This is a genomic window from Burkholderia sp. WP42 (genome assembly GCF_000745665.1).
Taxonomy (GTDB): Bacteria; Pseudomonadota; Gammaproteobacteria; order Burkholderiales; family Burkholderiaceae; genus Burkholderia; species Burkholderia vietnamiensis.
Genome location: NZ_JQJT01000044.1, coordinates 1 through 26,508, shown reverse-complemented (window position 1 = coordinate 26,508; position 26,508 = coordinate 1). Strand labels below are relative to the sequence as shown.

26 protein-coding genes and 1 pseudogene are annotated in these 26,508 nt (G+C 71.1%); 15 read left to right on the top strand and 12 right to left on the bottom strand.

Annotated elements, in window-relative coordinates; all coding sequences use genetic code 11:
* Nucleotides 1–135 (top strand): annotated as a pseudogene (locus EX20_RS32160) (EcsC family protein); the annotation flags it as partial.
* A 310-nt stretch (nt 136–445) separates the two neighbouring features.
* Here the strand turns inward: EX20_RS32160 and EX20_RS22200 are convergent.
* The 4 genes from EX20_RS22200 to EX20_RS22185 form a co-directional block, all read right to left on the bottom strand.
* The gene (locus EX20_RS22200; protein WP_011886015.1) at nt 446–880 is read right to left on the bottom strand and encodes a CHRD domain-containing protein; all 435 of its coding nucleotides are present in this window, start codon (nt 878–880) and stop codon (nt 446–448) included.
* A gap of 331 nt (nt 881–1,211) precedes the next feature.
* Nucleotides 1,212–1,985, bottom strand: coding sequence for a class II aldolase/adducin family protein (locus tag EX20_RS22195; protein WP_011886016.1), 774 nt, complete (start codon nt 1,983–1,985; stop codon nt 1,212–1,214).
* Between the two features lie 151 nt (nt 1,986–2,136).
* Entirely contained in the window at nt 2,137–3,759 is a 1,623-nt protein-coding gene (locus EX20_RS22190; protein WP_034194792.1) for a phospholipase D family protein, read from the bottom strand.
* Between the two features lie 315 nt (nt 3,760–4,074).
* Nucleotides 4,075–4,791, bottom strand: coding sequence for a FadR/GntR family transcriptional regulator (locus tag EX20_RS22185; RefSeq protein WP_011886018.1), 717 nt, complete (start codon nt 4,789–4,791; stop codon nt 4,075–4,077).
* A gap of 133 nt (nt 4,792–4,924) precedes the next feature.
* On the opposite strand from EX20_RS22185, the gene EX20_RS22180 reads away from it, so the two are divergent.
* The 4 genes from EX20_RS22180 to EX20_RS22165 are packed head-to-tail and all read left to right on the top strand — an operon-like array spanning nt 4,925 to nt 9,638.
* Complete coding sequence (locus tag EX20_RS22180) at nt 4,925–5,725, top strand: (Fe-S)-binding protein (RefSeq protein ID WP_034194791.1); 801 nt, start codon at nt 4,925–4,927, stop codon at nt 5,723–5,725.
* Entirely contained in the window at nt 5,722–6,447 is a 726-nt protein-coding gene (locus tag EX20_RS22175) for a LutC/YkgG family protein (RefSeq protein WP_034194790.1), read from the top strand. Before EX20_RS22180 ends, EX20_RS22175 begins: the two co-directional genes overlap by 4 nt.
* Entirely contained in the window at nt 6,444–7,889 is a 1,446-nt protein-coding gene (locus EX20_RS22170) for a LutB/LldF family L-lactate oxidation iron-sulfur protein (protein ID WP_034194789.1), read from the top strand. The genes EX20_RS22175 and EX20_RS22170 overlap by 4 nt, the downstream gene beginning before the upstream one ends.
* A gap of 48 nt (nt 7,890–7,937) precedes the next feature.
* Nucleotides 7,938–9,638 (top strand): lactate permease LctP family transporter, encoded by a 1,701-nt coding sequence (locus EX20_RS22165; protein WP_034194788.1) that lies wholly within the window; start codon nt 7,938–7,940, stop codon nt 9,636–9,638.
* Between the two features lie 111 nt (nt 9,639–9,749).
* Here EX20_RS22165 and EX20_RS22160 read toward each other — a convergent pair whose 3' ends face one another.
* The 5 genes from EX20_RS22160 to EX20_RS22140 all read right to left on the bottom strand — a co-directional run bounded on the left by EX20_RS22160 (nt 9,750) and on the right by EX20_RS22140 (nt 13,073).
* Nucleotides 9,750–10,511: a metalloprotease LoiP gene (locus EX20_RS22160; protein ID WP_011886023.1), complete on the bottom strand. Its 762-nt coding sequence runs from the start codon at nt 10,509–10,511 to the stop codon at nt 9,750–9,752.
* A 137-nt stretch (nt 10,512–10,648) separates the two neighbouring features.
* Entirely contained in the window at nt 10,649–11,464 is an 816-nt protein-coding gene (locus tag EX20_RS22155; RefSeq protein ID WP_034194787.1) for a glycosyltransferase family 2 protein, read from the bottom strand.
* Nucleotides 11,465–11,580: 116 nt separating this feature from the next.
* Nucleotides 11,581–11,817, bottom strand: coding sequence for a hypothetical protein (locus tag EX20_RS22150; protein ID WP_034194786.1), 237 nt, complete (start codon nt 11,815–11,817; stop codon nt 11,581–11,583).
* Between the two features lie 170 nt (nt 11,818–11,987).
* Nucleotides 11,988–12,704 (bottom strand): 3-oxoacyl-ACP reductase FabG, encoded by a 717-nt coding sequence (fabG, locus tag EX20_RS22145; protein WP_034194785.1) that lies wholly within the window; start codon nt 12,702–12,704, stop codon nt 11,988–11,990.
* A gap of 108 nt (nt 12,705–12,812) precedes the next feature.
* Complete coding sequence (locus tag EX20_RS22140; RefSeq protein WP_011886027.1) at nt 12,813–13,073, bottom strand: phosphopantetheine-binding protein; 261 nt, start codon at nt 13,071–13,073, stop codon at nt 12,813–12,815.
* A gap of 603 nt (nt 13,074–13,676) precedes the next feature.
* On the opposite strand from EX20_RS22140, the gene EX20_RS22135 reads away from it, so the two are divergent.
* The 10 genes from EX20_RS22135 to EX20_RS22090 all read left to right on the top strand — a co-directional run bounded on the left by EX20_RS22135 (nt 13,677) and on the right by EX20_RS22090 (nt 24,215).
* Nucleotides 13,677–14,321 carry a COG4648 family protein gene (locus EX20_RS22135; protein ID WP_034194784.1) on the top strand — a complete coding sequence of 215 codons (645 nt, stop codon included), beginning with the start codon at nt 13,677–13,679 and terminating at the stop codon, nt 14,319–14,321.
* Nucleotides 14,322–14,373: 52 nt separating this feature from the next.
* Nucleotides 14,374–16,152 (top strand): AMP-binding protein, encoded by a 1,779-nt coding sequence (locus EX20_RS22130; RefSeq protein ID WP_034194783.1) that lies wholly within the window; start codon nt 14,374–14,376, stop codon nt 16,150–16,152.
* On the top strand, nt 16,149–17,123 hold the full coding sequence (locus tag EX20_RS22125) for an LpxL/LpxP family acyltransferase (protein WP_034194782.1): 975 nt from the start codon (nt 16,149–16,151) through the stop codon (nt 17,121–17,123). Before EX20_RS22130 ends, EX20_RS22125 begins: the two co-directional genes overlap by 4 nt.
* Entirely contained in the window at nt 17,120–17,815 is a 696-nt protein-coding gene (locus EX20_RS22120) for an outer membrane lipoprotein carrier protein LolA (RefSeq protein ID WP_371464227.1), read from the top strand. Before EX20_RS22125 ends, EX20_RS22120 begins: the two co-directional genes overlap by 4 nt.
* Nucleotides 17,812–20,373, top strand: coding sequence for an MMPL family transporter (locus tag EX20_RS22115; RefSeq protein WP_034194781.1), 2,562 nt, complete (start codon nt 17,812–17,814; stop codon nt 20,371–20,373). Before EX20_RS22120 ends, EX20_RS22115 begins: the two co-directional genes overlap by 4 nt.
* On the top strand, nt 20,370–21,266 hold the full coding sequence (locus tag EX20_RS22110) for a polysaccharide deacetylase family protein (protein ID WP_034194780.1): 897 nt from the start codon (nt 20,370–20,372) through the stop codon (nt 21,264–21,266). Before EX20_RS22115 ends, EX20_RS22110 begins: the two co-directional genes overlap by 4 nt.
* A gap of 63 nt (nt 21,267–21,329) precedes the next feature.
* Nucleotides 21,330–22,559 carry a beta-ketoacyl-[acyl-carrier-protein] synthase family protein gene (locus EX20_RS22105; protein WP_034194793.1) on the top strand — a complete coding sequence of 410 codons (1,230 nt, stop codon included), beginning with the start codon at nt 21,330–21,332 and terminating at the stop codon, nt 22,557–22,559.
* Nucleotides 22,556–23,374: a beta-ketoacyl synthase chain length factor gene (locus tag EX20_RS22100; protein WP_034194779.1), complete on the top strand. Its 819-nt coding sequence runs from the start codon at nt 22,556–22,558 to the stop codon at nt 23,372–23,374. Before EX20_RS22105 ends, EX20_RS22100 begins: the two co-directional genes overlap by 4 nt.
* Nucleotides 23,371–23,898: a hotdog family protein gene (locus EX20_RS22095; protein ID WP_034194778.1), complete on the top strand. Its 528-nt coding sequence runs from the start codon at nt 23,371–23,373 to the stop codon at nt 23,896–23,898. Before EX20_RS22100 ends, EX20_RS22095 begins: the two co-directional genes overlap by 4 nt.
* Nucleotides 23,895–24,215: a hypothetical protein gene (locus EX20_RS22090; protein ID WP_011886037.1), complete on the top strand. Its 321-nt coding sequence runs from the start codon at nt 23,895–23,897 to the stop codon at nt 24,213–24,215. The genes EX20_RS22095 and EX20_RS22090 overlap by 4 nt, the downstream gene beginning before the upstream one ends.
* A 368-nt stretch (nt 24,216–24,583) precedes the next feature.
* On the opposite strand, the gene EX20_RS22085 is transcribed toward EX20_RS22090, so the two are convergent.
* The 3 genes from EX20_RS22085 to EX20_RS22075 all read right to left on the bottom strand — a co-directional run.
* Complete coding sequence (locus tag EX20_RS22085) at nt 24,584–24,784, bottom strand: hypothetical protein (protein WP_034194777.1); 201 nt, start codon at nt 24,782–24,784, stop codon at nt 24,584–24,586.
* A 99-nt stretch (nt 24,785–24,883) separates the two neighbouring features.
* On the bottom strand, nt 24,884–25,627 hold the full coding sequence (phbB, locus tag EX20_RS22080) for an acetoacetyl-CoA reductase (RefSeq protein ID WP_011886039.1): 744 nt from the start codon (nt 25,625–25,627) through the stop codon (nt 24,884–24,886).
* A gap of 226 nt (nt 25,628–25,853) precedes the next feature.
* Nucleotides 25,854–26,508, bottom strand: a 655-nt coding sequence (locus EX20_RS22075) for an acetyl-CoA C-acyltransferase (protein ID WP_034194776.1), incomplete at its 5' end; no start/stop codon positions are given.

The window sequence follows — 26,508 nt, the reverse complement described above, 5'->3', positions numbered from 1 at the left end:
GTCAACACGCTGTTCATCGATCACTTCCAGCAGATGGCGCACGGCCACTTCACCGTGCGCCGGCTCGAGCGCAAGTACGGCGCGGCGGCCGTGCGGGCCGCGTATCAGGCGATCGACGGCGCGCCGGCGCGGTGACGAGCGGGGGCGGTTGCGAGGCGGGGGGGCGCGTTGGGCGTTGGGCGTTGGGCGTTGGGCGTTGGGCGTTGGGCGTTGGGCGTTGGGCGTTGGGCGTTGGGCGTTGGGGCGTTCGGGCGGTTCGGGCGGTTCGGGCGGTTCGGGCGGTTCGGGCGGTTCGCCGGTTCGCCGACTGGCGGTCGAGCATCGCGCGCCTGCGGCGCGATCGGCGCTTACATCTGCCCGAGCGGCGGCCTGTCGAGCCACACGTCATCTCGACCGACTCGCCACCCGCCTTCGACACCCTATATGTCAAACGCCGCCGCGCGCATCAGTTCGCCGGCATCACCTGCCCGCGGATCTCGCCGGCCGGATGCGCCTTCGTATGCACGTTGAAGTACCACTTGCCGCTCGTCAGCTCGGCCACCTGCGCGTCGGTGAGCTCCTTCGAGCCCTTGATCGGGCTCGCGAGCTCGTCCTTCGGAATCGGCACCTGCACGCCGGCGTTCTGGCCGACCGGCGCGGGACCGTGGAAATGTGCGGCCGTCGCCGGCCCCGTCAGGTTTTCGTAAGTGACGGTCCAGCGCAGCAGGTGGGTCGCCGTGTCGTAGGTGGCGTCGACCGCGCCGGCACCCTTGGTCGCGGTGGGCGGCACCTCGCTCGACGGCTGCAGGTTCGCGGACAGACGCACCGTTTCGGCGGCGGCGCTGCCGGCCGCCAGAACGCCCGTGAGCAACGCCACCTGGAGCAAACGCAACTTCGGCATGAATCCTCCTTGTACGACGTGGTACGCCCCGCGGCCGGGGCGCTACGTGATGGTAGTCGATCGGCGCCGATCCGGCAGCGTGCCGAATCCAGGAAGGGACCTTTGCAGCGCAACGCCTGAATCCGCACGCGGCCTTTCGCTACACTCCGTCTCACAGTTGCTTGTTTCCTTCGTCCGAAGGAGTCTGCGAGTATTCACGCGGCCAGCCGGCCGCGTTTTTTTTGCTCGTCGCGCACGCGATACCCGCCTCGTCCGCCGCTTCGGCGTCGGGCGTCGGCAAGCAGCCCGAAGCAATCTGCCCCGCCGCAGTTACGCATCACCCGCGTATCCATCACACGCGATACCCCGGATCGATACGATCGACGATACGCTGCAGCGCGTCGAACGCGTCCTGTCCCGCACCGTGCTTCGGATCGAAATTCAGCGAATCGCGCACGCACCGGTCGAGCACCGGCGGCTCGATCGGCAACGGCTCGCCGATCGCGTGCGTCGCCACCTGCACCTCGCACGCGCGATTGAGCAGCCACATCAGCGAGAACGCGTGCGCGAGCGTCGCACCGATCGTCACCGGCCCATGGTTGCGCAGCAGCAGCACGGGCCGTCCGCCCGCGCTCGCGACGATCCGACGGCCCTCCTCCGCATGCACGGTGATGCCCTCGAAATCGTGATACGCGACCTTCCCGTAGAGCTGCGCCGAATAGAAATTCGAGAACGACAGGCCATCGCGCGCGCAGCACACGGCCATCGTCGGCGTCGTGTGCACGTGCATCACGCAGTGCGCGTCGGGCAGCGCCGCATGGATCGCGCCGTGGAACGTGAAGCCGGCCGGATTGATCGGCCAGTCGGAATGGCCGATCACGTTGCCGTCGACGTCGACCTTCACGAGATTCGACGCGCACACCTCGCGGTAATGGAGCCCGAACGGGTTGATCAGGAAGTGGCCGTCCGCGCCCGGCACGCGCAGTGAGATATGGTTGTAGATCAGCTCGGTCCAGCCGAGGTGAGCGAAGATCCGGTAGGCGGCCGCGAGCTGCACACGCGCTTGCCATTCGGCTTCGGAGAAACGGGCGGGACGCGTGAACGGCTGGTTCGGTACACGTTGCATCGGGCACTCCGGTTGCGCACGGGCGCGGCTGCGGCACGCGCGGGCGGCGCCTCGGGTCCGGCCCGCGACGCTGCGCGTATCGTTGTGCGAGCAACTATATCGCCTGTGCCGACACCTCGGTAACACGGGTTTTGCCGGAGCCGCGCCGCCGTTACAACTGATCGTCGACCGGCAGCAGCATGAAGACGCCGGTCATCACGTTGCGCAGCAGCCCGGCATGCGGGTCGACGTGATAGGTGGTGGTTTGCCCGCCGTCGGTGCCCGTCCATTCGAGCGCGGGCGGGCCGCCGCCCGGCTGCGGCGCGAGCGTCACGCGATAGCTCTGGTCGGGCTGCGTCACGTGCGCGAAGATCGCCGCCGCCTGCTGCGCGAGCTGCGGGCTGTGGATCACGAGCGCCAGTTCGGTGTTCAGGTGTGCGGAACGCGGGTCGAGGTTCAGCGAGCCGATCACGACGATCTGCCGGTCGATCACGTACGCCTTCGCATGCAGGCTCGCACGCGAGCGCGAGCCGAACAGCCGCGCGGGCGGCTGCTCGGGCTGCGACTTGAATTCGTACAACTCGACGCCGCGCTGCAGCAACGGCACGCGGTACGGCGCGTAGCCGGCCTGCACCGCGACCGCGTCGGTGGCCGCGAGCGAATTCGTGACGATCGCGACGCGCACGCCGCGCGCGGCCGTATCGCCGAGGATCTTCACGCCGGCGTCGTGCGGCACGAAGTACGGCGAAAACGCGAGAAATTCCGTGCGCGCGCCGCGCGTGAGGTCGGCCAGGCGCTGCATCGGCGGGCTCACGTAGGTGTCGGTCGGCTGCGCGATCTTGTCCGGCGCATCGACCTTGAACTCGGCCGGCGCCCACACGAGTTCCAGCTCGTCGCGCGCGATCTGGCGCGCCAGCGGCGTGGCGTTCAACGGCTTCGCGTTGTACGGGTCGGCGTTGTTGCGCCAGTGCTCGCGCAGCTCGTCGCGCACCGCGTCGAGATCCTTCGGATCGAAGCGCTGGTGGTTCAGCACGCGCAACGGATAGCTGCTCGCGCTCGCCCAGTAGTCGTCGAAGCTCTTCGAGATGTCGTTCGTCACCGGGCCGGCCGCGAGCACGTCGAGATCCCGGAACTGCAGCGTCGGGCTCGCACTGAAGTATTCGTCGCCGAGATTGCGGCCGCCGACGATCGCGAGCTGGTTGTCCGCGATCATCGCCTTGTTGTGCATGCGGCGCGTGAAGCTGTCGAGCCGCGTGAAGAAATTGGCCGTGCGCTCGACCATCCCGTACTGCGACGCGCCGAACGGGTTGAACACGCGGATCTCGATGTTCCCGTGCGTATTGAGCGCGGCCATCACGCGGTCGATGTCGCGGAAGTTCAGGTCGTCGACCAGCATCCGCACCCGCACGCCGCGATCGGCCGCGTACAGCGCCGCGGCGAGCAACAGCTTGCCGGTCGTGTCCTCGGTCGCGATGTAGTACTGCATGTCGAGCGTCTTCGTGGCCGCCCGCGCGAGCGCGATGCGCATCTGCAGCGCGGTGGCGCCGTCGGCGAGCAGGCGGAAGCCCGACTGCCCGGGATGTGCGGCTTCCGGTGCGGCCAGCGCCGTGCGCAGCGGCGTCGCGGCATCGGCCGGCAGCGCGTGGGACACGGAGCGCTCGAGCGACGTCGCAGGCGGGTGCGTCGCGCACGCGACGAGCGGCAGCAGCGCGCAGACGACCAGCGCGCGGGCCAGGCGGCACACGGCGCGCCAACACGGCGCGGCCGGCGCGTGCCGGATCAAAGACGTGAGCACGGAGGCTTCCTCGACAGTCGGGTCAACGGGCACGTGAGCGCCGCGGCGCGCGGCGCACGGGCAGTTCCGACCGATTCTAGTGGGCGCCCGACGAGCCGGTCAATCGCGCGTCGAGCGGCGTTCGGGTGCCGCCCGGACCTTGGTTCGAGCGTAGTTCGATCGCGCTTCCGCCGTACTTCCATCGCACCTCCGCCGTACTTCGACTGCACTTCGACCGTACTACGAGCGCACCCGGCACCCCGCCCCCCGCCCCTCACACCGCCCCACCGCCAGCGCGTTCAGGCACGGGCCACAGGCGCCGTGGTCCAACCAATCTCACGACGCGGCGCCGTTACGCTCGAAGTGGCTGCGCACGTAGTCGATATGGGTCTGCATCGCGGTGCGCGCCTCCTCGGGCCGGTGTGCGCAGATCGCATCGCACACCACACGATGCTGCTGCAGCAGCAGTTCGGATGCCTGCTCGTCGTCGGTCGTCATCCCGGCGACGTTGATCGAAATGTGTTCGCGCAGCATCCCGAGCACGCTCGTATGCAGGTGCAGGAACATCGTGTTGTGCGACGCGAGCGCGATCGCCTCGTGCAGCTTCGCGTCGGCCGACGCCTCGACGACCGCGTCGTCGTTCGCATGCGCGGTCTCCAGCTCGCGCAGCAGCCCGCGGATCCGCCGCCGGTCGTTCGCATCGGCACGCAGCGCAGCGAAATACGCGGTCGCGCCTTCCAGCACGCGACGGAATTCGAGGATGTCGTCGCGCAGCGCCGGATGATCGGCGACCAGTTGACCCCACGGCGACGCGATGCCTGCGCGCAACTGGTCGGTCGCGAACACGCCCGCGCCGCGCCGGCTCTGCAGCAGCCCGCGCGCGACGAGCCGCTGGGTCGCCTCGCGCACGGTATTGCGCGCGACCCCGTACTGCTGCGCGAGCACGCGCTCGGCCGGCAGCCGCGCGCCCGCCGGCCACGTGCCGTCGAGCAGCGCCGTCTCGATCTTGCGCATCACCACTTCGGTCCGGCCCCGTGCCGTCATCGCCGCCATTGCCGTCTCCCCGTTTCGTATCGCTGTCGCGTCGATTGGCCCAACCAATTTGAGCTCCGGCGCCGTCGCGGGAATTATGCAGCGAAATGGCCGCCCGCATGCAGATGCCGGGACGGCGTACCTGGAGCGAGACATGAACCCAAGGCCCTACCCCGCTGTCGCCCCCGCGCACGTGTACCTGTTCGCGACCTGCCTGGTCGACCTGTTCGTGCCGGAAGCCGGCCTCGACGCGGTCCGGCTGCTGGAGCGCGAAGGGCTGACCGTCCACTATCCGCGCGGCCAGAGCTGCTGCGGGCAACCGGCCTACAGCAGCGGCAATCCCGACGAAGCGCGCCGCGTCGCGGCCGCGCAGCTCGACCTGTTCGGCGACGCGTGGCCGGTGATCGTCCCGTCCGGCTCCTGCGCCGGCATGATCCGGCACCATTGGCCGATCCTGTTCGCCGACGATCCAGTGCATGGCCCCAAGGCCCGTGCGATCGCCGAGCGCACCTACGAACTCGCCGAATTCCTCGTCAACGTGCTGCACGTGCGGCTCGACGCCATCGCGCCGCCAGCCGGCCCCGACGAACGCGTGGTGCTGCACACGTCGTGCGCGGCCCGCCGCGAGATGGGCACGCGCGCCCACGGCGTCGCGCTCGTCGATGCGCTGCCGGGCGTCACGCGCGTCGAGCATGAACGCGAATCGGAATGCTGCGGCTTCGGCGGCACGTTCTCGCTGAAGCACCCCGATATTTCGGGCGCGATGGTGCAGGACAAGGTGGCGTCGGCCTGCGCGACCGGCTGCGACCGGCTCGTGTCGGCCGACTGCGGCTGCCTGCTCAACATCGGCCACGCGGCCGACAAGGCCGGCGCGAAGCTCGCCGTCGAGCACCTCGCGAGCTTCCTGTGGCGCCGCACGGCCGGCGCGGCGTCGCTGAGCGGAGACGCACAATGAGCGCCCGCGACGCGATCCTCGCGCGGCTGCGCGCCGCCGCGCCCGGCGTCGCAGGGCACGCGAGCGCCGCGGTCGATACGCGCATCGACGACCATTACGCCGCGCAGCGCGCCCCGCTCGCCGCCGATCTCCACACGCTCGTGCAGACGATGCAGGCCGCGCTCGCCGCGTCGCATACCGACGTCTGGTGCGCGAGCGCCGACGCATGGCCCGCCCAACTCGCCGCGAAGCTCGCGGCGGCCGGCGTGCGGCGGCTGCTGCTCGACCCGGCCCGCGCCGAAGCCGCGGCGCTCGCGCACGCGCTGCCCGAGACGGTCGCGCCGGTGCCGTTCGATCGCCCAATCGACGCGTGGAAGACCGAACTGTTCGACACGATCGACGCCGGCTTCACGGTGGCGCGCTCCGGCATCGCGGCGACCGGCACCGTCGTGCTCGCGCCCGACGCCGGCACGCCGCGCACGGTGTCGCTGGTGCCGCCGCTGCACGTCGCACTGGTGCACGCGCGCACGCTGCACGCGGACCTGCACGCGGCCGTGCACGCCGAGCGCTGGCATGCCGGCATGCCGACCAACCTCGTGCTGGTATCGGGCCCGTCGAAGACTTCCGACATCCAGCAGACGCTCGCGTACGGCGCGCACGGCCCGCGCGAACTGTGGGTCGTGATCGTCACCGAACCGGCCGATGCATCCGCCGCACCCGCTTTCCAGGAGCTGCCGCGATGAGCGACCAGCCGCTGCACTTCGTCGCCCCCGGCGACTTCAAGACCCGCGCGCGCGCCGCGCTCGACGATCCCGCCTTGCGCCGCAGCTTTCGCGGCGCGATGGACTTCCTGCAAGGCAAGCGCGCGAGCCAGTTTCCCGACGGCGCCGAGCTCGAGCAGCTGCGCGACGTCGGCGAAGCCGTGCGCCGCCATGCGCTCGCGCAGCTGCCGGCGCTGCTCGAACGGCTCGAGGCGAAGCTCACCGCAGCCGGCGTGCAGGTGCACTGGGCCGAGACGGCCGACGACGCGAACGCGATCGTGCTCGGCATCGCGCAGGCGCGCAACGCGCGCCGCGTGATCAAGGGCAAGTCGATGGCGAGCGAGGAGATCGAGCTGAACCATTACCTCGCGGAGCGCGGCGTCGACTGCATCGAGTCCGACATGGGCGAGTTCATCGTCCAGCTCGCGGGCGAGAAGCCGTCGCACATCGTGATGCCGGCGATCCACAAGACGCGCGCCGACATCGCCGCGCTGTTCGAGCAGCACATCGCCGGCACCCGCTACACGGAGGATGTCGACGCGCTGATCCAGACCGGCCGGCGCGCGCTGCGCCGCGCGTTCGCGGAAGCGGACATCGGCCTGTCCGGCGTGAATTTCGCGGCGGCCGACACGGGCACGCTGTGGCTCGTCGAGAACGAGGGCAACGGCCGGCTGTCGACGACGGTGCCCGACACGCACATCGCGATCATGGGCATCGAGAAGGTCGTCGAGAAGCTCGAACACATCGTGCCGCTGGCGAGCCTGCTGACGCGCTCGGCCACCGGCCAGGCGATCACGACCTACTTCAACCTGATCTCCGGCCCGCGCCGCGACGGCGAACGCGACGGCCCGCGCGAGCTGCATCTCGTGCTGCTCGACAACGGCCGCACGCAGGCCTACGCGGACGAGCAATTGCGCGCGACGCTGCAGTGCATCCGCTGCGGCGCGTGCATGAACCACTGCCCCGTCTATACGCGCATCGGCGGCCACGCGTACGGGACCACCTATCCCGGCCCGATCGGCAAGATCATCTCGCCGCACCTGCTCGGCCTCGATGCGACGGCCGACCTGCCGAGCGCATCGACGCTGTGCGGCGCATGCGGCGAGGTGTGCCCGGTGCGCATTCCGATCCCGCAGCTGCTGGTGCGGCTGCGCACCGAGGCGAACCGCAAGCCGGACGAGGCCGTGGCGCACCCGCTGCGCGGCCAGGGCGCGAACTACAACCGGGCGGAAGACCTCGTGTGGCGCTTCTGGTCCGGCGCGTTCGCGCATCCGCGCGCGTATCGCGCGTTCCGCTGGGCCGCAACGCGGCTGCGCGCGCTGACGCCGGCGAAGCAGCTCGGCTGGACCCGGCACCGCACGCCGCTCGAGCCGGCGCCGCGCAGCCTGTCCGACCTGCTGCGCGCGCGCGGACAACCCGAATAGCCGCCGATTCAAAACCCGTACCAACAGCAATCCATGGAGGAGACCACCATGCAGGTTTGGCACCAGATCTACACGCCGCTCGGCAGCCTCGGGCTGTCGGCGTTCGTCGCCGCGATTCCGATCATCTTCTTTTTCGTCGCGCTCGCCGCACTGCGGATGAAGGGGCACGCGGCCGCCGCGATCACGCTGCTGCTGTCGCTCGGCGTCGCGATCCTCGCCTACGGGATGCCCGTGCGGCAGGCGCTCGCGGCAGCCGGCTTCGGCTTCGCATACGGCCTCTGGCCGATCGCGTGGATCATCGTCGCGGCGGTGTTCCTGTACAAGATCGTCGTGAAGACCGGCCAGTTCGACATCATCCGTGCGTCGGTGCTGTCGATCACCGACGACCAGCGGCTGCAGATGCTGCTGATCGGCTTCTCGTTCGGCGCGTTTCTCGAAGGCGCGGCCGGCTTCGGCGCGCCGGTCGCGATCACGGCCGCGCTGCTCGTCGGCCTCGGCTTCAAGCCGCTGCACGCGGCCGGACTGTGCCTGATCGCGAATACCGCGCCGGTCGCGTTCGGCGCGATGGGCATCCCGATCATCGTCGCCGGGCAGGTGACCGGCATCGACGCGTTCCACATCGGCGCGATGGCCGGCCGCCAGCTGCCGCTGCTGTCGCTCGCCGTGCCGTTCTGGCTCGTGTTCATGATGGACGGGCTGCGCGGCGTGCGGCAGACCTGGCCGGCCGCGCTGGTCGCGGGTGGCAGCTTCGCGGTCACGCAGTACTTCACGTCGAACCATATCGGGCCCGAGCTGCCGGACATCACGTCGTCGCTCGTCAGCCTCGTGTCGCTCGCCACGTTCCTGAAGGTCTGGCAGCCGAGCAGCGCGAAAGCGACGGCCGGCAGCGTCGTCACGTCCGGCGGCGGCGCCGCGCTCGCCGGCTTCGGTGCCGGCGGCAACGCCGCGGGCTCGAGCCGTCAGGCGTCGCCGTACTCGCTCGCGCAGACCGTGCGCGCATGGTCGCCGTTTCTGATCCTGACGGCCGTCGTCACCGTCTGGAGCCTCGCGCCGTTCAAGGCGCTGTTCGCGGCGCACGGCCCGCTCGCGGCAACCGTGCTGAAATTCCACGTCGCCGGGCTCGACCAGCTGGTCGTGAAGGGCGCGCCGATCGCGGCTGCGCCGAAGGTGCTCGACGCCGTGCTGAAGATCGACCTCCTGTCGGCCGTCGGCAGCGCGATCCTCGTGACGGCGCTGATCTCGATGGTGCTGTTGCGGATGAAGCCGCGCGACGCGCTCGTCACATTCGGCGAGACGCTGAAGGAGCTCACGCGTCCGATCCTGTCGATCGGCCTCGTGCTCGCGTTCGCGTTCGTCGCGAACTACTCGGGGATGTCGTCGACGCTCGCGCTGATGCTCGCCGCGACCGGCGCCGCGTTCCCGTTCTTCTCGCCGTTCCTCGGCTGGCTCGGCGTGTTCCTGACCGGCTCGGACACGTCGTCGAACGCGTTGTTCTGCTCGCTGCAGCAGGCCACGGCCCACCAGCTCGGCGTGCCCGAGACGCTGGCCGTCGCCGCCAACACGACGGGCGGCGTGACCGCGAAGATGATCTCGCCGCAATCGATCGCCGTCGCATGCGCGGCGACCGGCCTGGTCGGCAAGGAGTCGGAGCTGTTCCGCTTCACGGTGCGCCACAGCCTGCTGTTCGCGGTGATCGTCGGCGTGATCACGCTCGTACAGGCCTACCTGCTGCCGGGCATGGTGCCGTAAGCCCCTCGCGCGGCGCTAGCCACAAACAAAAACCCCATGCCCGCGAGGGCATGGGGTTTTGTTCATCCGAACGCGCGGGCCTGGCCGGGGCCGCGCGGCGGGCAACGGCGATCAGCTGCCCTTCGCGATGCGATCCTGGATGTGCTGCGCACGGCTCGTCGACGACGGGTGCGAGCTCATCATCGAGCTCTTGCCGCCGTCGAGCTGCGCGAGCTTCTGGAACGCGGTGACGAGGCCCTTCTGGCTCATGTTCTTCTGCTTCATCAGGTCGAACGAATAGTCGTCGGCCGCGCTTTCCTGCGATTGCGAGAACTGCGCGTTGATGAACTTCTCGGTGATGTCGCCGAGCTGCGAGCTGGTCAGCGCCGCGACGCCGGGCGAGGCCGCGCCGGCCGCCGTGCGCGCCGCGCTGACGGCGTAGGCCGTCTGCATCGCCTTCTTCGAGTGGCCCAGCGCGACGTGGCCCATTTCATGGCCGATCACGCCGCGCAGCTCGTCGTCGTTCATCATGTCCATCAGGCCGCTGTACACGCGCACGCAGCCGTTGCCCATCGCCCACGCGTTGACGTCCTTCGTGACGTAGACCTTGTAGTTGATCTTCTGGCCGTTCAGCGTCATGTCGCCGAAGCCCTTCATCACCTTCGTCAGACGCTTCGAATACGCGCTGTTCGGCGCGGCGATCTTCGATTCCGCGTCGCTCGCCTTGCACGAGTCGTTCGACAGGGCCGCGATGTCGCTGTCCGACAGCGTCGCCGCCTTGAACAGGCTGGTGCCCGCCGACGTCAGGCCGTTCGCGTCGAGGTTCTGCACCCCGCCGCACGCGCTCAACAGGAACGCCACGCCACACGCTGCCGCCGCTTTCTTGATATGCATTCCGTAACCCTCGGTAGTTTTATTTGGGAGCGGCGATTTTGCATAATCCGGCAGAAAATTACCAGACGTTTACATCTAATGACAGGACCATTACCGGCGCAATCGGCCGGAAGTAACAATAGTTAACGGATTGACGGTCAGCGGGACGGTCGATCGCCGCGTCGCGGCCGGTCGAACGCGCGGCGCGAGCGGCGCGTCAGCCGCCGCGCGGCCAGCAGCGGCAGCCGCAGCACGAAGCCGGCGACGAGCCGCACGTGCATCCATGCGAGCAGCGCGTTGTCGCGACCGTAGTGAAAATGCGACACGCCGCCCTCGTGCGCGCCGAAATAGCGCACCGGCGCGTCGATGCGGATCGGCCGCACGCCGGCCCAGCAGAGCCGCACGGCCGCTTCGGGATCGAAGTCGAAGCCGCGCATCCACGGCTGCCGGTGCATGATCGCGGCGAGCGGCGCGATCGGATACACGCGAAAGCCGTACAGCGAATCGCCGATCCCGGCCCACAGCGTCTCGAGGTCGGCCCAGCCGTTCGACAGGCGCCGGCCCTGCACGCGCAGCCGCGGCGCGCTCGCGTCGAATTTCGGCAGGCCCAGCACCATCGCGTCCGGCGCCGCCTGCGACGCGGCCATGAATTGCGGAATCAGCTCGGCCGGATGCTGGCCGTCGGAATCCATCGTCAGCACGTGCGTGAAGCCGCTCGCGGCGGCCGCGTCGAGCCCGGCGAGCACGGCCGCGCCCTTGCCGCGGTTCTGCGGCAGCACGATCACGCGCAGGCCGGGATCGCGCTCGGCCATCGCCTGCAGCCGCTCGGCGCTGCCGTCGGTGCTGCCGTCGACGACGACCCACACCGGGTTCCACTGCGCACGCGCGTTGCGTACGGTCGTGTCGACCTTGACGCCGGGGTTGTAGCTCGGGATCAGCACGAGATGGGTGGTCGACGCGTGCAGCTGGGACATGGGAACGACCGATTGCGAAGACGATGATCCTGACAAAAGTGTATGACCTGCGGGCGACTGCCGGCAGGCTTCGTCGATGCCGGGCGACGGCTCGCGCAGCGACAGGCCGGCGCGCTTCACGACCGATGCTCCGGCGGATGGGCGGCGCTCGCGTCGATCTCGACCGGCGGATTGCCGCCGCATGCATCGGCGTGGACGAACGACGTGCGTACGCCCAGGCCGGCCGCGTCGCGCAGCACGCCTTCGATCGCGGCGCGCGCGCCGGGAAACGTCTGCCGGAACGCGTCGCCGCGCCGTTGCGTACCGTGCTGCGGCGCGGCGAGCCGCGCCTCCGCGCTGCGGACGAGTCGCAAGGCACGACCGCCGCCACGACGCACGGCGCGCGCGCCATATGGGGCTGCGGCTGCGGCTGCGGCTGCGGCCGGGACGGTGGACGGAGAACACACGCGCCGTTCGGCGCCGACTGGTTGCACTGACACTTCGATTTCCTCAACAAGCGGCGCGGCGTGGGACGCACGCGCGGTCATGCAAGTCCGCCGTTGACCGACAGTACCTGCCCGGTCACATAGGCGGCCGCATCGGACACCAGATACGCGACCATCGCCGCGACTTCGTCGGGCCGGCCTGCGCGTTGCGCGGGCACGAGCTGCCTGATCCGTTCGATCGGGAACGCGTCGCCGGCCATCGGCGATTCGATGACGCCGGGCGCGACTGCGTTCACGGTAATGCCGCGCGACGCGAGCTCGAGCGACAGCGATTTCGTCGCCCCGATCAGCCCGGCCTTCGCGGCCGCATAGTTGACCTGCCCGCGGTTGCCGGTCACGCCGGCGACCGACGCGATGTTCACGATGCGCCCGTGTCGCGTGCGGATCATCGGCAGCAGCAGCGGCTGCGTGACGTTGAAAAAGCCGTTGAGCGTCACGTCGATCACGTCGTGCCATTGGCGGCGCGACATGCCGGCCATCGGCGCGTCGTCGTGAATGCCCGCGTTGTTGACGAGGATCTGCACCGGCGCGCCGTCGACGAACGGTGCGAGCGCGGCGAGCGTCGCGTCGGCGTCGGTCACGTCGAACGCGATCGCATGCGCGGCGCCGCCGGCCGCGACGAGCCGCTGCGCGACGGCCTGCGCGTGCGCGAGATTCCGGTTCGCATGCACCCACACTTCATGGCCGGCCTGCGCGAGCGCCGTGCAGATCGCCTGCCCCAGTGCGCCGCTGCCGCCCGTTACGAGCGCCCGCATCGAATGGCTCCGTTCATTACACGTCGCGTTGAGCGACGCCGCCGCCTCGTATCGTGCCGCAGGCGTCGCCGCGTGCCGTCGTCCATGGCGTGCCGTATCGCGCCGCCGTCACTTCGTGCGATGCACGGCGACGTAGGCGGCCAGCGCGCCGAGATTCGAGAAGATCTGCTGGTTGTCCGGGTTGTCCGAGCGCAGCTCGAAGCCATACTTCTTCGAGATCAGCAGCGCGATTTCGAGGATGTCGATGGAGTCGAGCCCGAAGCCCTCGCCGTACAGCGCGGTCGCGGCCGTCACCGTGTCGGGCGAGACGTCTTCGAGATTCAGTTCGCCGATGATCAGCGTGGCGAGCTCTTGTTCCAGTGCGTTCATCATGCTTGCGGGCAGGCGGCCCGGGGCAGCGAAAGGCGCATCGAACCGGCAGCCGCCGTGCCCGCGCGGCGCGTGCGAAGCGCCGTCGCGCCAGCGTCTGCCGGCTTCCCCGCCTGCGTTATGGGGGACCATGTGTAAAAGTTACGCGGATTCTAGACGAACGGATATCGGGGCGTATACCGCGAATGGTTACAGACTGAAGGGCCCGCGCGCGGGCCAGTTGGAGGCCCCGATCGCACGAGACGCTTGCGCCGCTTCGACTCGAAATGAATCGCCGCAGCGACGCGTGCGCGCGGCCGCCATACAATCCGTTACAAAACCCGGCCGCGCCCATCACGAAGCGTCGCGCCGCGGCCCTAAAATGTGCGTGCGTCACCACCGGCCCGGACTGAGTTCGGGCCATGGTTCGCAAGCCTTTTCGTAAGACTTTTTCGTAAGACCTTTGACAGCCCGACGCACGCGTGGGGCGACGATCCGCACGATGTTTCCAGCAGCCATACCGCGCCCGTTCAATCGCCCCGCTCCCGTCCGTCCAGCCGTACGCCGCGCTACCGCGGCGGCCACCGGCCGTGCGCGGGCGCGCCGCGCAGCAGGAGCGCCGCGATGAGCACGCCGCTCGCCATCGCGCGCGGCGCCGGCGCGCTGGCCGCGGTCGCCGCCTATCAGATCGGCGCGCATTACGCAGCCGCGACGCCCGGCGCGCACGGCTTCGGCCTCGCGATGGCGCTGGTGCCGCCGCTGCTGCTCGCGCTCGGTGCGGCGCTGCGCTCGCCGCGACGCGCGGCGCTCGTGCCGGCGTGGCTGCTCGTCGCCGGCGCGCTGTGGGCCGCACGCGTCCCGCTCGCACGCCATTTCGAATGGGGCCTGTATCTCGAGCACGCGAGCTTCAACGTCGCGATGGCGCTGCTGTTCGGCCGCACGCTGATGGCCGGCCAGGTGCCGCTGTGCACGCGCTTCGCGGCGATGATTCACGGCGAGATCACGCCGGCCGTCGCGCGCTACACGCGGCGCATCACGCTCGCGTGGGCGCTGTTCTTCGTCGCGATCGCGGCCGTGTCGACGCTGCTGTTCGCGACCGCGCCGATCGCCGCGTGGTCGACCTTCGCCAACTACCTGTCGTTGCCGCTCGTCGCCGTGATGTTCGCCGCCGAGCATGCGTGCCGGCGCGTCGCGCTGCCGGGCGACGCGCGCACGACGATGGCCGACTCGATGCGCGCGTACCGCGCGTCGACCCAGCCGTCGCGATGATTCCAAGGCCGGCGCGGCTGCGCCGGCCACTGCCTCACGCTTCAACCGATTTATGCCGACTCACCCGCTGGTATTCCCGCTGGTATTCCATTCGTCGCCGGACCAGACGATCGCCTGGCGCGACGGTGCGCCCGTCAGCGTGCGCACGTTCGTCGCGGACGTCGCACGCGTCGCCGCCGTGCTGCCCGCCGGCGGCCACGTGTTCAACGTGTGCCGCGATCGCTACCGCTTCGCGGTCGGCCTGTGCGCGGCGCTCGTCGCCGGCAAGGTCAGCCTGCTGCCGTCGACGCACACGCCGGAGATGGTGCGCCAGCTCGCGTCGTTCGCACCCGATGCGTTCTGCCTGCACGATGCGCCGGACTGCACGATCGACCTGCCGCGCTTCGCGTATCCGGAAGCCGCCGCGCACGCAGGCGGCGACGACGACGCCGCGCCGTGCGTGGTGCCGCAGATCGACGCGTCGCGGCTCGTCGCGTACGTGTTCACGTCGGGTTCGAGCGGCACGCCGGTGCCGCATCGCAAGACGTGGGGCGGCCTGGTCGGCTGCGTGCGCGCGGCGGCCGAACGCCTCGCGCTGCTCGACGGGCGTGCGGCCACGCTGATCGGCACCGTGCCGCCGCAGCACATGTACGGCTTCGAATCGACGGTGCTGCTCGCGCTGATCGGCGGCCTCGCGTTCAGCAACCGGCAACCGTTCTATCCGGGCGACATCCGCGACGAACTCGCCGCGCTCCCGCAGCCGCGCGTGCTCGTCACGTCGCCGGTGCATCTGCGCGCGCTGCTGTCGGCCGGCCACGCGCTGCCGCGCGCGGCGCTCGTGCTGTCGGCCACCGCGCCGCTGTCGGAACAGCTCGCCGGCGAAGCGGAAGCCGCGCTCGACGCGCCGCTCGTCGAAATCTACGGCAGCACCGAGACCGGCCAGATCGCGACGCGCCGCACGTCGCAGGGCGCCGCGTGGCAACCGTTCCCCGAGATCCGGCTGGACGTGCGCGACGCCCTCGACCGGCCGGGCGCGGACGCCGCGGGCGACGACGGCGGCCCGACCGTCTGGGCGTCGGGCGGCCACGTCGAGGCGCCGGTGCCGATGGGCGACGCGCTCGAACTGCTCGGCGACGGCCGGTTCCTGCTGCACGGCCGCAAGGCCGACCTCGTCAACATCGCCGGCAAGCGCACGTCGCTCGCCTATCTGAATCATCAGCTCAACGCGATTGCCGGCGTCGTCGACGGCGTGTTCTTCATGCCCGACGAAGCCGCGCCGGCCGACGCCGATGCGCGCCGCGAACCGGTGACGCGGCTCGTCGCGCTGGTCGTCGCGCCGACGCTCGCCGCGGCCGATCTGCAGCGCGCGCTGCGCGAACGGATCGATCCGGCGTTCATGCCGCGTCCGCTCGTGTTCGTCGACGCGTTGCCGCGCAATGAAACGGGCAAGCTGCCGCGCGACGCGCTGGCCGCGCTGGTCGCCCGCCACGTGCGCACCGGCGCCGCCGCCGCGCGTACGCACTGCGCGCCGCAGACGCGGCTCGGCTTCACGATCGCGGCCGACCATCCCGCGCTGCCCGGCCATTTCCCTGGCCATCCGATCGTGCCGGGCGTCGTGCTGCTCGACCACGCGATCGCCGCGCTCGGCGCGTCGCTGAACCGGCCGCTCGACACGTGGCGGCTCGCGTCCGCGAAATTCCTGAGCCCGGTCGCGCCCGGCGAGCCGCTCGATCTCGCGTTCGAAGCGGCGGCGAACGGTGCGATCCGCTTCACGCTGCGCGCCGGCGCGCGCGACGTCGCGAGCGCCGTGCTGGCCGCGCCGCCCGCCACGCACGACGGCGGACAGCCATGAAGCGCACCGCGTGGGCCGAACGCCAGGAACGCAGCCATGCGGGTTTGCTGCGCGTGATGACCTGGCTGTCGCTGCGCTTCGGCCGGCGGCCGTCGCGCGTCGTGCTGCATGCGATCGCGACGTACTTCGTGCTGTTCTCGCCGGCCGCGTGCGCGGCGTCGCGCGACTACCTGCGCCGCGCGCTCGGCCGTCCCGCGCGATGGCGCGACGTGTACCGGCACGTGTTCACGTTCGCGACGACGATCCACGACCGCATCTATCTGATGAACGGCCGCTTCGACCTGTTCGACATCCGGCTGCACGGCGCTGCGCGCGTCGACGAAGCGCTCGCCGGCGGGCGCGGCGCGTTCCTGCTGGGCGCGCACCTCGGCAGCTTCGAAGTCGTGCGCGCGATCGGGCGCACGCGTGCGGACCTGCGCGTCGTCGTCACGATGTACGAGGAAAACGCGCGCAAGATCAACGCGACGCTCGCCGCGGTGAATCCGGCCGCGACGCCGGAAGTGATCCCGCTCGGGCGGATCGATTCGATGCTGAAGGTGCGCGAGCGCCTCGACGCGAACTGCATGGTCGGGATGCTCGCCGATCGCACGCTGCTCGACGACGCGGCCGCGTCGCTGCGCCGGCTGCCGCTGCTCGGCGCACCGGCCGCGTTTCCGCTCGGGCCGCTGCACATGGCCGCGATGCTGCGGCGCCCGGTGCTGTTCATGACCGGCCTGTACCGCGACGGCAACCGCTACGACGTCCATTTCGAAACGATCGCCGATTTCTCCGACGTGCGCCGCGACACGCGCGCGGCGGCCGTCGATGCGGCGCTCGCGCGCTACGTCGGCCTCGTCGACCGGTACTGCCGCGCGGCGCCTTACAACTGGTTCAACTATTTCGATTTCTGGCAGACGGGCGACGCCGCCGCGCGCGGCGACGATGCGCGCGCGTGCACCGAGCTGCCGGCCACCCGGGATTCCGACACATGATCGCCGTTCGTCGCTCGTTGGCATCGTCGATGTCGTCGTTGCCGCGGCCCTGGCCGCCGCGGTTACCGTCGTCGTCGTCGTTCACGCTGCTCCATGCGCTACGCGGCGCCGCCCGCACGCTCGTCATCGCGGCGGCCGCGGCCTGCGCGCTGCCCGCCCACGCGGCCGACGCCGGCCCCGCGTGGACGCTCGACCGGCTGATGGCGACGCTCGCGCAGCACAAGTCCGGCCGCGCGACCTTCACCGAGACGAAGACGCTGTCGATCGCGGCCGAGCCGCTGGAATCGTCGGGCGAGCTCGTGTTCGTCGCGCCCGACCATCTCGAGAAGCACACGCTGCGCCCGAAGCCCGAGCATCTCGTGGTCGACGGCGACATGCTCACCGTCGAGCGCAACGACCGCAAATACACGCTCGCGCTCGCGCGCTATCCCGAGCTGGGCGCGTTCATCGACAGCATCCGCGCGACGCTCGCCGGCAATCGCTATGCGCTCGAACAGCTCTACAAGGTGGTGGTCGACGGACACGGCGACGACTGGACGCTCACGCTCACGCCGCTCGATGCGCGGATGCTGAAGGTCGTCAGCTCGATCACGCTCGACGGCACGCGCGACGTGCTGCGCAGCGTCGCGATCCGGCAGGCCGACGGCGACCATTCGACGATGCGCCTGCAACCGGCGCCCGCGAACCGATGAACGAGCGCCCCCGCTCGGCCGGCCCCGTCGCGCCGCATTCGCCCGCCTGGCGGCAACCCGCGGTGCTCGTATGGGCACTGGCGCTGGTCGCGTGCGCGGCGGCGATCGCCCGCGCGAATTTCACCGCCGATCTGTCCGCGTTCCTGCCGCGTGCGCCGAGCGCCGCGCAGCGCGTGCTCGTCGACCAGCTGCGCGACGGGATCGTGTCGCGGCTGATCCTGGTGGCGATCGACGGCGGCGATGCGGCCACGCGCGCCGCGCTGTCGCGGCGCATCGCACGCACGCTGCGCGACGATCGGCAGTTCTCGGCGGTCAACAACGGCGAAGCCGCGAACGACGCGCGCGACCGGCAGTTCGTGTTCGATCATCGCTACCTGCTGAGCCCGGCGGTGAACCCGCAACGCTTCAGCGCGGACGGCCTGCACCGCGCGCTCGGCGACAGCCTCGACCTGCTGAGTTCGTCGGCGGGGCTCGTCGCGAAGGCGCTGCTGCCGCGCGACCCGACCGGCGAGGTGACGGCGCTCGTCGACCAGCTCGACAGCGGCGCCCAGCCCGCGCTGCGCGACGGCGTGTGGGCGTCGCGCGACGGCACGCGCGCGGTGCTGGTCGTGCAGACGGCCGCGGCCGGCGCCGACACCGATGCGCAGGCGCGCGCGCTCGACGCCGTGCGGCGCGCGTTCGGGGCGGCCACGCAGACGCTGCCGGACCGCGCCGCCTACACGCTCGCGATGACCGGCCCCGGCGTGTTTTCGGTCGACACGCGCGACACGATCCGCCACGACGTCGAGCGGCTGTCGACGGCGAGCATCGTGCTGATCGTCGCGCTGCTGCTCACGCTGTACCGCTCGCCGCGCACGCTCGCGCTCGGGCTGCTGCCGGTGCTCACCGGCATCGCGGCCGGCATCGCCGCGGTCGGCGTCGCGTTCGGTACGGTCCACGGGCTCACGCTCGGCTTCGGCACCACGCTGATCGGCGAAGCCGTCGACTACTCGATCTACCTGTTCGTCCAGTCGGCGCGCGCCGATTCGCGCAACGTCGCGCGCGCAGGCGACGCGACCCGCGCATGGATCGCCGCGTACTGGCCGACGATCCGGCTCGGCGTGCTGACGTCCGTGTGCGGGTTCGCGTCGATGCTGTTCTCCGGCTTTCCGGGTCTCGTGCAGCTCGGGCTGTATTCGATCGCCGGCCTGACGGCCGCCGCGCTCGTCACGCGCTTCGTGCTGCCGCATCTGCGCGGCGAGCACGTCGCGATTCGCGACGTGTCGCGGCTCGGCGCGCTGCTCGCGCGCGCGGCGGCCGCGGCGCCGCGGCTGCGCTGGCCGCTCGCGCTGCTCGTCGCGGCCGCGTGCGCGACGCTCGTCATCCATCGCGACGGCCTGTGGAGCCGCGAGCTTGCCGCGCTCAGCCCCGTCCCCGGGAGCGCGCAGGCGCTCGATGCACGGCTGCGGGCCGACGTCGGCGCCCCGGACGTGCGCTATCTCGTCGTGATCTCGGCGCCGGGCGAACAGGCGGCGCTCGAACGCGCGGAGCAGGTCGCCGGGCAGTTGCAGCCGCTCGTCGATCGCGGCGCGCTCGCCGGCTTCGAAACGCCCGCCCGCTATCTGCCGAGCGACGCCGCGCAGCGTGCGCGGCAGGCGAGCCTGCCCAGCGCCGACGTGCTCGCCGCCCGCATGCGCGACGCGGTCGCGAATCAACCGGTTTCCGTGAAGCCCGAGCTGTTCGCGCCGTTCATCGCCGATGTCGACGCGGCGCGCCGCGCGCCGCTGCTCACGCGCGCCGACTTGCGCGGAACCTCGATGGCCGTTGCCGTCGATGCACTGCTGACCGAGCGCGACGGCCGCTGGAACGCGATGCTGCCGCTGCGCGCGGCGGATCGCGCACGCAGCGCGTCGTCGGCCGCGGCGGCGCCCGATGCCGCGGCGGCGCCCGATGCCGCGGCCGCGCTCGACACGGCGGCGATCCGCGCGGCCGTCGCGCGCGCCGGCGTGCGCGATGCGTTGTTCGTCGACCTGAAGGCAGAAGCTGATCGCCTGTACGTCGACTACGTGCGCGAGGACTTGCGGCTGTCGCTGGCCGGCTTCGCGGCGATCGCCGTGCTGCTGCTGATCGCGCTGCGCTCGCCGCGTCGCGCACTGCGCGCGCTCGCGCCGCTGGTCGCGGCCGTGCTGGTGGTGGCAGCCTCGTTCGCGCTCGCCCGCGTGCCGCTGACGATTCTGCATCTGGTCGGCATGCTGCTGATCGTCGCGGTCGGGTCGAACTACGCGCTGTTCTTCTGCAAGCGCGACGATGCGCAACCGGTGACGCCGTACACGCTCGTGTCGCTGCTGGTCGCCAACGCCGCGACGGTGGCGGGCTTCGGCCTGCTCGCGCTGTCGCACGTGCCGCTGCTCGAAACCTTCGGGCTGACCGTCGGCCCCGGCGCGATGCTCGCGCTCGCGTTCGCGGCGATCCTCTCGCCGCGGGCGACGGACACTGCCGAAGCATCGGAAGCATCGGAAGCACCGGACGCACCGCCCGCGCACCGCCCGCATCACAATCAGACAGGAGGTCGCTCATGAACGAGCCGTCGGCCATTGGGCGACACCCGGGCGGCCCTGCGCGCCGCTGGAAGCCGACGCCGCTGATCGCCGGCACGGTCGCGCTGCATGCGGGCGCGCTCGCGGCCGTGCTCGCGCAACCGGGCGCGTGGCCTTGGGCTGCCGGCAGCGTGTTCGCGTCGCACGCCGCGCTGACGGCGGCCGGCCTGTGGCCGCGCAGTGCGCTGCTCGGCCCGAACTGGACGCGGCTGCCGGCCGACGCCGGCCGCCGGATCGCGCTGACGATCGACGACGGCCCGGACCCCGAGGTCACGCCGCGCGTGCTCGACCTGCTCGAGCGCCACGACGCGCGCGCGACGTTCTTCTGCATCGGCGATCTCGCGCGTCGGCATCCGCGCTGGATCGAGGCGATCGTCGCGCGCGGTCACGCGGTCGAGAACCACAGCCAGCGGCATCGTCACACGTTCTCGTTGACGGGGCCCGCCGCGCTGCGGCGCGAGATCGCGGCCGCGCAGCAGACGCTGATCGAACTCACCGGCACGCGCCCGCAGTTCTTTCGCGCGCCGGCCGGGCTGCGCAATCCGTTCCTCGAGCCGGTGCTGTGCGAGCTCGGCCTGCAGCTCGCGAGCTGGACGCGCCGCGGCTTCGACACGCGCACGCGCGACGCGGGCATCGTCGCGCAGCGGCTGCTCCACGGCCTCGCGCCGCGCGACATCCTGCTCGTGCACGACGGGCACGCCGCGCGTGATGCGCGCGGCGTACCGGTCGTGCTCGACGTGCTGCCCGCGCTGCTGCGCGCGGCTGCCGACGCGCAATTGCAGTGGACCACGCTGCGCGCCGCCGCCGCCGCGGCCGAGCCGCCCGCAGCGGGCGTCCGGCCGGGCCTGCAAGGGACCCCGTTTGATAAACTCTGACCACGCCCGACGCGCCGGCCGGCGTTGCTGCCGCGCGCGTTCCGGCTCCCGGATGCGATCCTCGTGAACCCTCTCCTGCTCTCGCACTTCACCAGCACCAGCTGCATCGGCCGCGGCGGCGACGCGACCGTCGATGCGCTGCGCACCGCGCGCGGCGGGCTCTCGCCATGTCGCTTCGAGCGCGCCGAACTCGACACGTGGATCGGCGCCGTCGACGGGCTCGATGCGCAGCCGGTGCGCGCCGATCTCGCCGACTTCGACTGCCGCAACAACCGCCTCGCCCAGCTCGCCCTCGTGCAGGACGGCTTCGACGCGCGCGTCGCGGCGGCCGTCGCGCGATACGGGGCGCAGCGCGTCGGCGTGTTCGTCGGCACCAGCACGTCGGGCATCCTCGAAACGGAACGCGCGTACATGCGGCGCGATCCCGCGAGCGGCGCGCTGCCGGCCAACTTCCGCTACGCGCATACGCACAACCCGTATTCGGCCGCCGCGTTCGTGCGCGCGTATTGCGGGCTGCGCGGGCCGGCGACGGCGATCTCGTCCGCCTGCTCGTCCGGCGCGAAGGTGTTCGGCTCCGCGCGCCGGATGATCGAGGCGGGGCTGATCGACGCGGCCGTGGTCGGCGGCGTCGACACGCTGTGCCTGACCACGCTGTACGGCTTCAATTCGCTCGAACTGCTGTCGCGTCAGCCGTGCCGGCCGTTCGACGTGGCGCGCGACGGCATCTCGATCGGCGAGGCCGCCGCGTTCGCGCTGCTCGAGCGCGTGCCCGCTGAACGCGACGCACTCGACGACGATGCGATCCTGCTGCTCGGCATCGGCGAATCGAGCGATGCGCATCACATGTCGTCGCCGCATCCCGAAGGACTCGGCGCGCGCCTCGCGATCGAACAGGCGCTCGCATCGGCCGGCCTCGACGCGACCGACATCGACTACGTGAACCTGCACGGCACCGCGACGCCGAGCAACGACGCCGCCGAAAGTCGCGCAGTCGGCGCGCTGCTCGCGCGCACGCCGTGCAGCTCGACCAAAGGCGCGACCGGTCACACGCTCGGCGCGGCCGGCGCGCTCGAAGCCGTGATCACCGCGCTCGCGCTGCGCGAGGGGTTCGTGCCGGCCGGCGTCAACACGACGCAACCCGATCCGGCGCTCGCTGCCGACTACGTGCTCGCGAGCCGCGCGGCGCAGATGCGCACGGCGCTGTCCAATTCGTTCGGCTTCGGCGGCACGAACTGTACGCTGGTGTTCGGCCGCGCCGACCATGCGAGCGCGAACCGCCGGGAGCCGACATGACGCTCAGCGCATTCATCGAAGGTATCGGCTTGGTTGGCCCGGGGCTGAACGACTGGCCGCACGCGGCCGCCGTCCTCGCCGGCCACGCGCCCTACGCGAGCGCGCGCACCGTGTTGCCGCCGCCGGCCGGCTTGCCGCCGGCGGAACGCCGGCGCACCGGCCCGGTCGTGCGCGTCGCGCTGGCAGCCGGCCTCGAAGCCGCGGCGGCGAGCGGGCGCGACGCGGCGACGCTTGCGACCGTGTTCAGCGCGTCGGGCGGTGATGGCCAGAACTGCCATGCGATCTGCGAAACGCTGGCCGGCGACGATCGCCAGCTGTCGCCGACGCGCTTCCACAACTCCGTACACAATGCGCCGGCCGGCTACTGGAGCATCGCGACCCGCGCGATGGCGACGTCGAACGTGCTGTGCGCGCACGACGGCAGCTTTGCCGCGGGCCTCCTCGAGAGCCTGTGCCAGGTGGCGGTCGACTGCGTGCCGAGCCTGCTGATCGCTTACGACACCGACTATCCGGAGCCGCTGCGCAGCGTGCGCCCGATCGTCGACGCATTCGGCGTCGCGCTGGTGTTCGCGCCGCAGCCGAGCGAGCGCACGCTGGCGCGCATCGACGTGGCGCTCACCGATGCCGCGGCGACGCCGCTCGCGCTGCCCGCGCTCGAAGCGCTGCGCGCCGGCATTCCGGCCGCGCGTGCGTTGCCGCTGCTCGATGCGCTGGCCGCGCGGCGTGCGGCGCGCGTCGTGCTCGACTATCTGGACGATACGCGCGTGCAGGTCGATGTCGCGCCGGCCGATGCGGCCATGGAGCGTGCGCGATGACGACCGTCGACCCTACGCCGCTGCCGCCGATGTCGACCGCGACGCTCGATCGCGAATGGATCGCCGCGCGCATTCCGCACGCGGGCGCGATGTGCATGCTCGAGCGCGTCGACGCGTGGGACGCCGTGCGCATCCGCTGCAGCGCGACGAGCCACCGCGATGCGCACCATCCGCTGCGTCGCGACGGCCGGCTCGCGTCGGTGTGCGGCATCGAATATGCAGCGCAGGCGATGGCCGTGCACGGTGCGCTGCTCGGCGCGCACGACGAACGGGCGCGTCCGCGCGCCGGCTATCTCGCGAGCGTGCGCAACGTCGATGCGTTCGTCGATCGGCTCGACACGTTCGAGCTGCCGCTCGTCGTGGAGGCAGAGCGCATCGGCGGCGACGACCGCACGGTGCTGTACGACTTCGCGCTGCGCTGCGGCGAGCGCGTGCTGCTGCGCGGACGCGCGGCGGTGATGCTCGATGCAGCGGCGGCCGGCGCATCGGCCGCGCCGCACGGCGATCGCATGGAGGCCCGATGAATCAATCCGAAGGAAACCACGTCGTGAAAGCACGCAAGTTCGTTTGCACCGCGTTCGTCGTCGCGCTGATCAGCCCGATCGCGCACGCGGACATGTCGGAAGTGAAGCAGGACATCAAGCGCGATTCGAAGGAAGCCGCGCACAAGACCGGCGAGGCCGCGCGCAGCTTCGGCCATGCGACCGCGAGCGCCGCGAAGGCGGTCGGCCACGGCATCGCGCACGCGTCGCGCGAGGGCTGGGATGCGACCAAGCGCACGACCAAGCGGGTCTTCCACAAGAACGACTCGGGCGACGGCGCGCAGACGCGCGGCGAGTGAGCCACGGCATCGCGCAGGCGTTGCGCGCGGGTTGGGATGCGACCAAATGCACGACCGAGCGGATTTTTCGCAAGAGCGACCCGGGCGACGGCGCGCAGACGCACGGCGAGTGAGCCACGGCATCGCGCAGGCGTTGCGCGCGGGTTGGGATGCGACCAAGTGCACGACCGAGCGGATTTTTCGCAAGAGCGACCCGGGCGACGGCGCGCTGACTCACGGCGATTGAGCGCGATTGACTGCGAGCGAGCGGCGCACCGCCGCCGAGCTCGCGGGTTGCAGGTTGCGGGCTACGGGCGCCGGGCTGCGGCACGGTACGTAAGCGCGCCGCAGCCGCCGTCGCCTGCCGCTACGTGCTCACCCCGCCGCCCTCACCGTGCGCCGCTGCGCGTGCGCCGTACCGGCCGACGCGCAAGACGCCTGCCATACGCGACGACCCAGCAATCGCGATGATCGAAATTGCGCAGCAACCGCGCGCGGCGCCGCTCGAGCCAGTGCAGCGCGATCGCCATCGTCAGCGCGACGGCCAGCGCCGCGCCGCCGATCACGAGTCCCGTCCAGGTGTCGCCCATGCCTCCTCCGGAATGCGAGGCCGGCGCGGCGTGCCTACCGCGCCGGCGCTGGATACTGCGGGAACGCGGCCCGGCCGTGCGCGGCCGGGCCGCCACGCGTCAATGCATGTGCTGGCCGCCGTTGATCGCGATGTTCGAGCCCGTCACGAAGCCGGCCTCCTCCGAGCACAGATACGCGACCAGCGCCGCGACTTCCTCCGGCTGGCCGAGGCGCCCCGCCGGGATCTGCGGCAGGATCTTCGTATCGAGGATGTCCTGCGGGATCGCCGTCACCATCTTCGTCGCGAGATAACCGGGCGACACCGTGTTCACCGTCACGCCCTTGCGCGCGACTTCGAGCGCGAGCGATTTGGTGAAGCCGTGCATGCCGGCCTTCGCCGCCGCGTAGTTGGTCTGCCCGACCGAGCCCTTCGAGCCGTTCACCGACGAGATATTGACGATGCGGCCCCAGCCGCGCTCGACCATGCCGTCGCACACCGGCTTCGTCATGTTGAACACCGAGTCGAGGTTGGTGCGGATCACCGCGTCCCAGTTCACCTTGTCGAGCTTGCGCAGCGTCATGTCGCGCGTGATGCCCGCGTTGTTCACCAGGATTTCGACCGGGCCGACGTCCCGGACGATCTTCTCGACGCACTGCTGACACGAATCGTGGTCGGCCACGTCCACCGGGTACGCGTCGAATTCATGGCCGGCCGCATGCATCGCGCCGAGCCAGCGATCGGCGCCGCTGTTGCCCGGCGAATACGTGACGACGACCCGGTGGCCCGCATCGCTCAGCCGGATGCTGATCGCTTCGCCGAGGCCGCCCATTCCACCCGTCACAACTGCAATTCGCTTAGTCATCCTGTTTGTCACCGACAAGAAAAGTAGACAATCACGCGAGACGGCCGCACCGCCGATGCCGCCGCCCCGCCGCTGCGATGCGTCCGCGCCCGCGGCGCGGACACGGCGCATCCCGGAACATCACGCTTGTTGTTGGCAACGTATCGCGCGCGAAGCCGCTGCTTCGTGCGCGCGCGGCGCAGGCTGCGCCGCCTCCATGCTCGAGCGTCGAATCGCGCTCACGCGCTTACGCACGCTCCACCGCGAGCGCCACGCCCATCCCGCCGCCGATACACAGCGACGCCAGCCCGCGCTTCGCATCGCGCTTGACCATCTCGTGCAGCAGCGTCACCAGAATCCGGCAGCCCGAGGCGCCGATCGGGTGACCGATCGCGATCGCGCCGCCGTTCACGTTCACCTTCGACGTGTCCCAGCCCATCTGCTTGTGCACCGCCAGCGCCTGCGCCGCGAACGCCTCGTTGATTTCCATCAGGTCCAGATCGCCCGGCGTCCAGCCCGCGCGCTCCAGGCAGCGCCGCGACGCCGGCACCGGCCCCATGCCCATCACGCTCGGATCCACGCCCGCGTTCGCGTACGCCTTGATGCGCGCCAGCGGCGTGAGCCCCAGCGACTGCGCCTTCTGCGCCGACATCACCAGCACCGCCGCCGCGCCGTCGTTCAGCCCCGACGCGTTCGCCGCCGTCACCGAGCCGTCCTTCGCGAACGCCGGCTTCAGCCCCGCCAACGATTCCGCCGTCACGCCGTGACGCACGAACTCGTCGGTCGCGAACTGCAGCGGCTCGCCCTTGCGCTGCGGAATCGACACCGGCACGATTTCGTCGGCGAAGCGGCCGGCCTTCTGCGCGGCTTCCGCCTTGTTCTGCGACAGCGCCGCGAACGCG

What these genes read in the sequence shown, in the direction of transcription:
- fabG (WP_034194785.1), bottom strand. Translation starts at nt 12,704, where the DNA reads ATGCGGGCGCTCGTAACGGGCGGCAGCGGCGCACTGGGGCAGGCGATC.
- EX20_RS22120 (WP_371464227.1), top strand. Translation starts at nt 17,120, where the DNA reads ATGATCGCCGTTCGTCGCTCGTTGGCATCGTCGATGTCGTCGTTGCCG.
- phbB (WP_011886039.1), bottom strand. Translation starts at nt 25,627, where the DNA reads ATGACTAAGCGAATTGCAGTTGTGACGGGTGGAATGGGCGGCCTCGGC.
- EX20_RS22160 (WP_011886023.1), bottom strand. Translation starts at nt 10,511, where the DNA reads ATGCATATCAAGAAAGCGGCGGCAGCGTGTGGCGTGGCGTTCCTGTTG.
- EX20_RS22200 (WP_011886015.1), bottom strand. Translation starts at nt 880, where the DNA reads ATGCCGAAGTTGCGTTTGCTCCAGGTGGCGTTGCTCACGGGCGTTCTG.
- EX20_RS22155 (WP_034194787.1), bottom strand. Translation starts at nt 11,464, where the DNA reads ATGTCCCAGCTGCACGCGTCGACCACCCATCTCGTGCTGATCCCGAGC.
- EX20_RS22180 (WP_034194791.1), top strand. Translation starts at nt 4,925, where the DNA reads ATGAACCCAAGGCCCTACCCCGCTGTCGCCCCCGCGCACGTGTACCTG.
- EX20_RS22165 (WP_034194788.1), top strand. Translation starts at nt 7,938, where the DNA reads ATGCAGGTTTGGCACCAGATCTACACGCCGCTCGGCAGCCTCGGGCTG.
- EX20_RS22130 (WP_034194783.1), top strand. Translation starts at nt 14,374, where the DNA reads ATGCCGACTCACCCGCTGGTATTCCCGCTGGTATTCCATTCGTCGCCG.
- EX20_RS22135 (WP_034194784.1), top strand. Translation starts at nt 13,677, where the DNA reads ATGAGCACGCCGCTCGCCATCGCGCGCGGCGCCGGCGCGCTGGCCGCG.
- EX20_RS22090 (WP_011886037.1), top strand. Translation starts at nt 23,895, where the DNA reads ATGAATCAATCCGAAGGAAACCACGTCGTGAAAGCACGCAAGTTCGTT.
- EX20_RS22095 (WP_034194778.1), top strand. Translation starts at nt 23,371, where the DNA reads ATGACGACCGTCGACCCTACGCCGCTGCCGCCGATGTCGACCGCGACG.
- EX20_RS22125 (WP_034194782.1), top strand. Translation starts at nt 16,149, where the DNA reads ATGAAGCGCACCGCGTGGGCCGAACGCCAGGAACGCAGCCATGCGGGT.
- EX20_RS22085 (WP_034194777.1), bottom strand. Translation starts at nt 24,784, where the DNA reads ATGGGCGACACCTGGACGGGACTCGTGATCGGCGGCGCGGCGCTGGCC.
- EX20_RS22175 (WP_034194790.1), top strand. Translation starts at nt 5,722, where the DNA reads ATGAGCGCCCGCGACGCGATCCTCGCGCGGCTGCGCGCCGCCGCGCCC.
- EX20_RS22100 (WP_034194779.1), top strand. Translation starts at nt 22,556, where the DNA reads ATGACGCTCAGCGCATTCATCGAAGGTATCGGCTTGGTTGGCCCGGGG.
- EX20_RS22115 (WP_034194781.1), top strand. Translation starts at nt 17,812, where the DNA reads ATGAACGAGCGCCCCCGCTCGGCCGGCCCCGTCGCGCCGCATTCGCCC.
- EX20_RS22185 (WP_011886018.1), bottom strand. Translation starts at nt 4,791, where the DNA reads ATGGCGGCGATGACGGCACGGGGCCGGACCGAAGTGGTGATGCGCAAG.
- EX20_RS22140 (WP_011886027.1), bottom strand. Translation starts at nt 13,073, where the DNA reads ATGAACGCACTGGAACAAGAGCTCGCCACGCTGATCATCGGCGAACTG.
- EX20_RS22195 (WP_011886016.1), bottom strand. Translation starts at nt 1,985, where the DNA reads ATGCAACGTGTACCGAACCAGCCGTTCACGCGTCCCGCCCGTTTCTCC.
- EX20_RS22170 (WP_034194789.1), top strand. Translation starts at nt 6,444, where the DNA reads ATGAGCGACCAGCCGCTGCACTTCGTCGCCCCCGGCGACTTCAAGACC.
- EX20_RS22110 (WP_034194780.1), top strand. Translation starts at nt 20,370, where the DNA reads ATGAACGAGCCGTCGGCCATTGGGCGACACCCGGGCGGCCCTGCGCGC.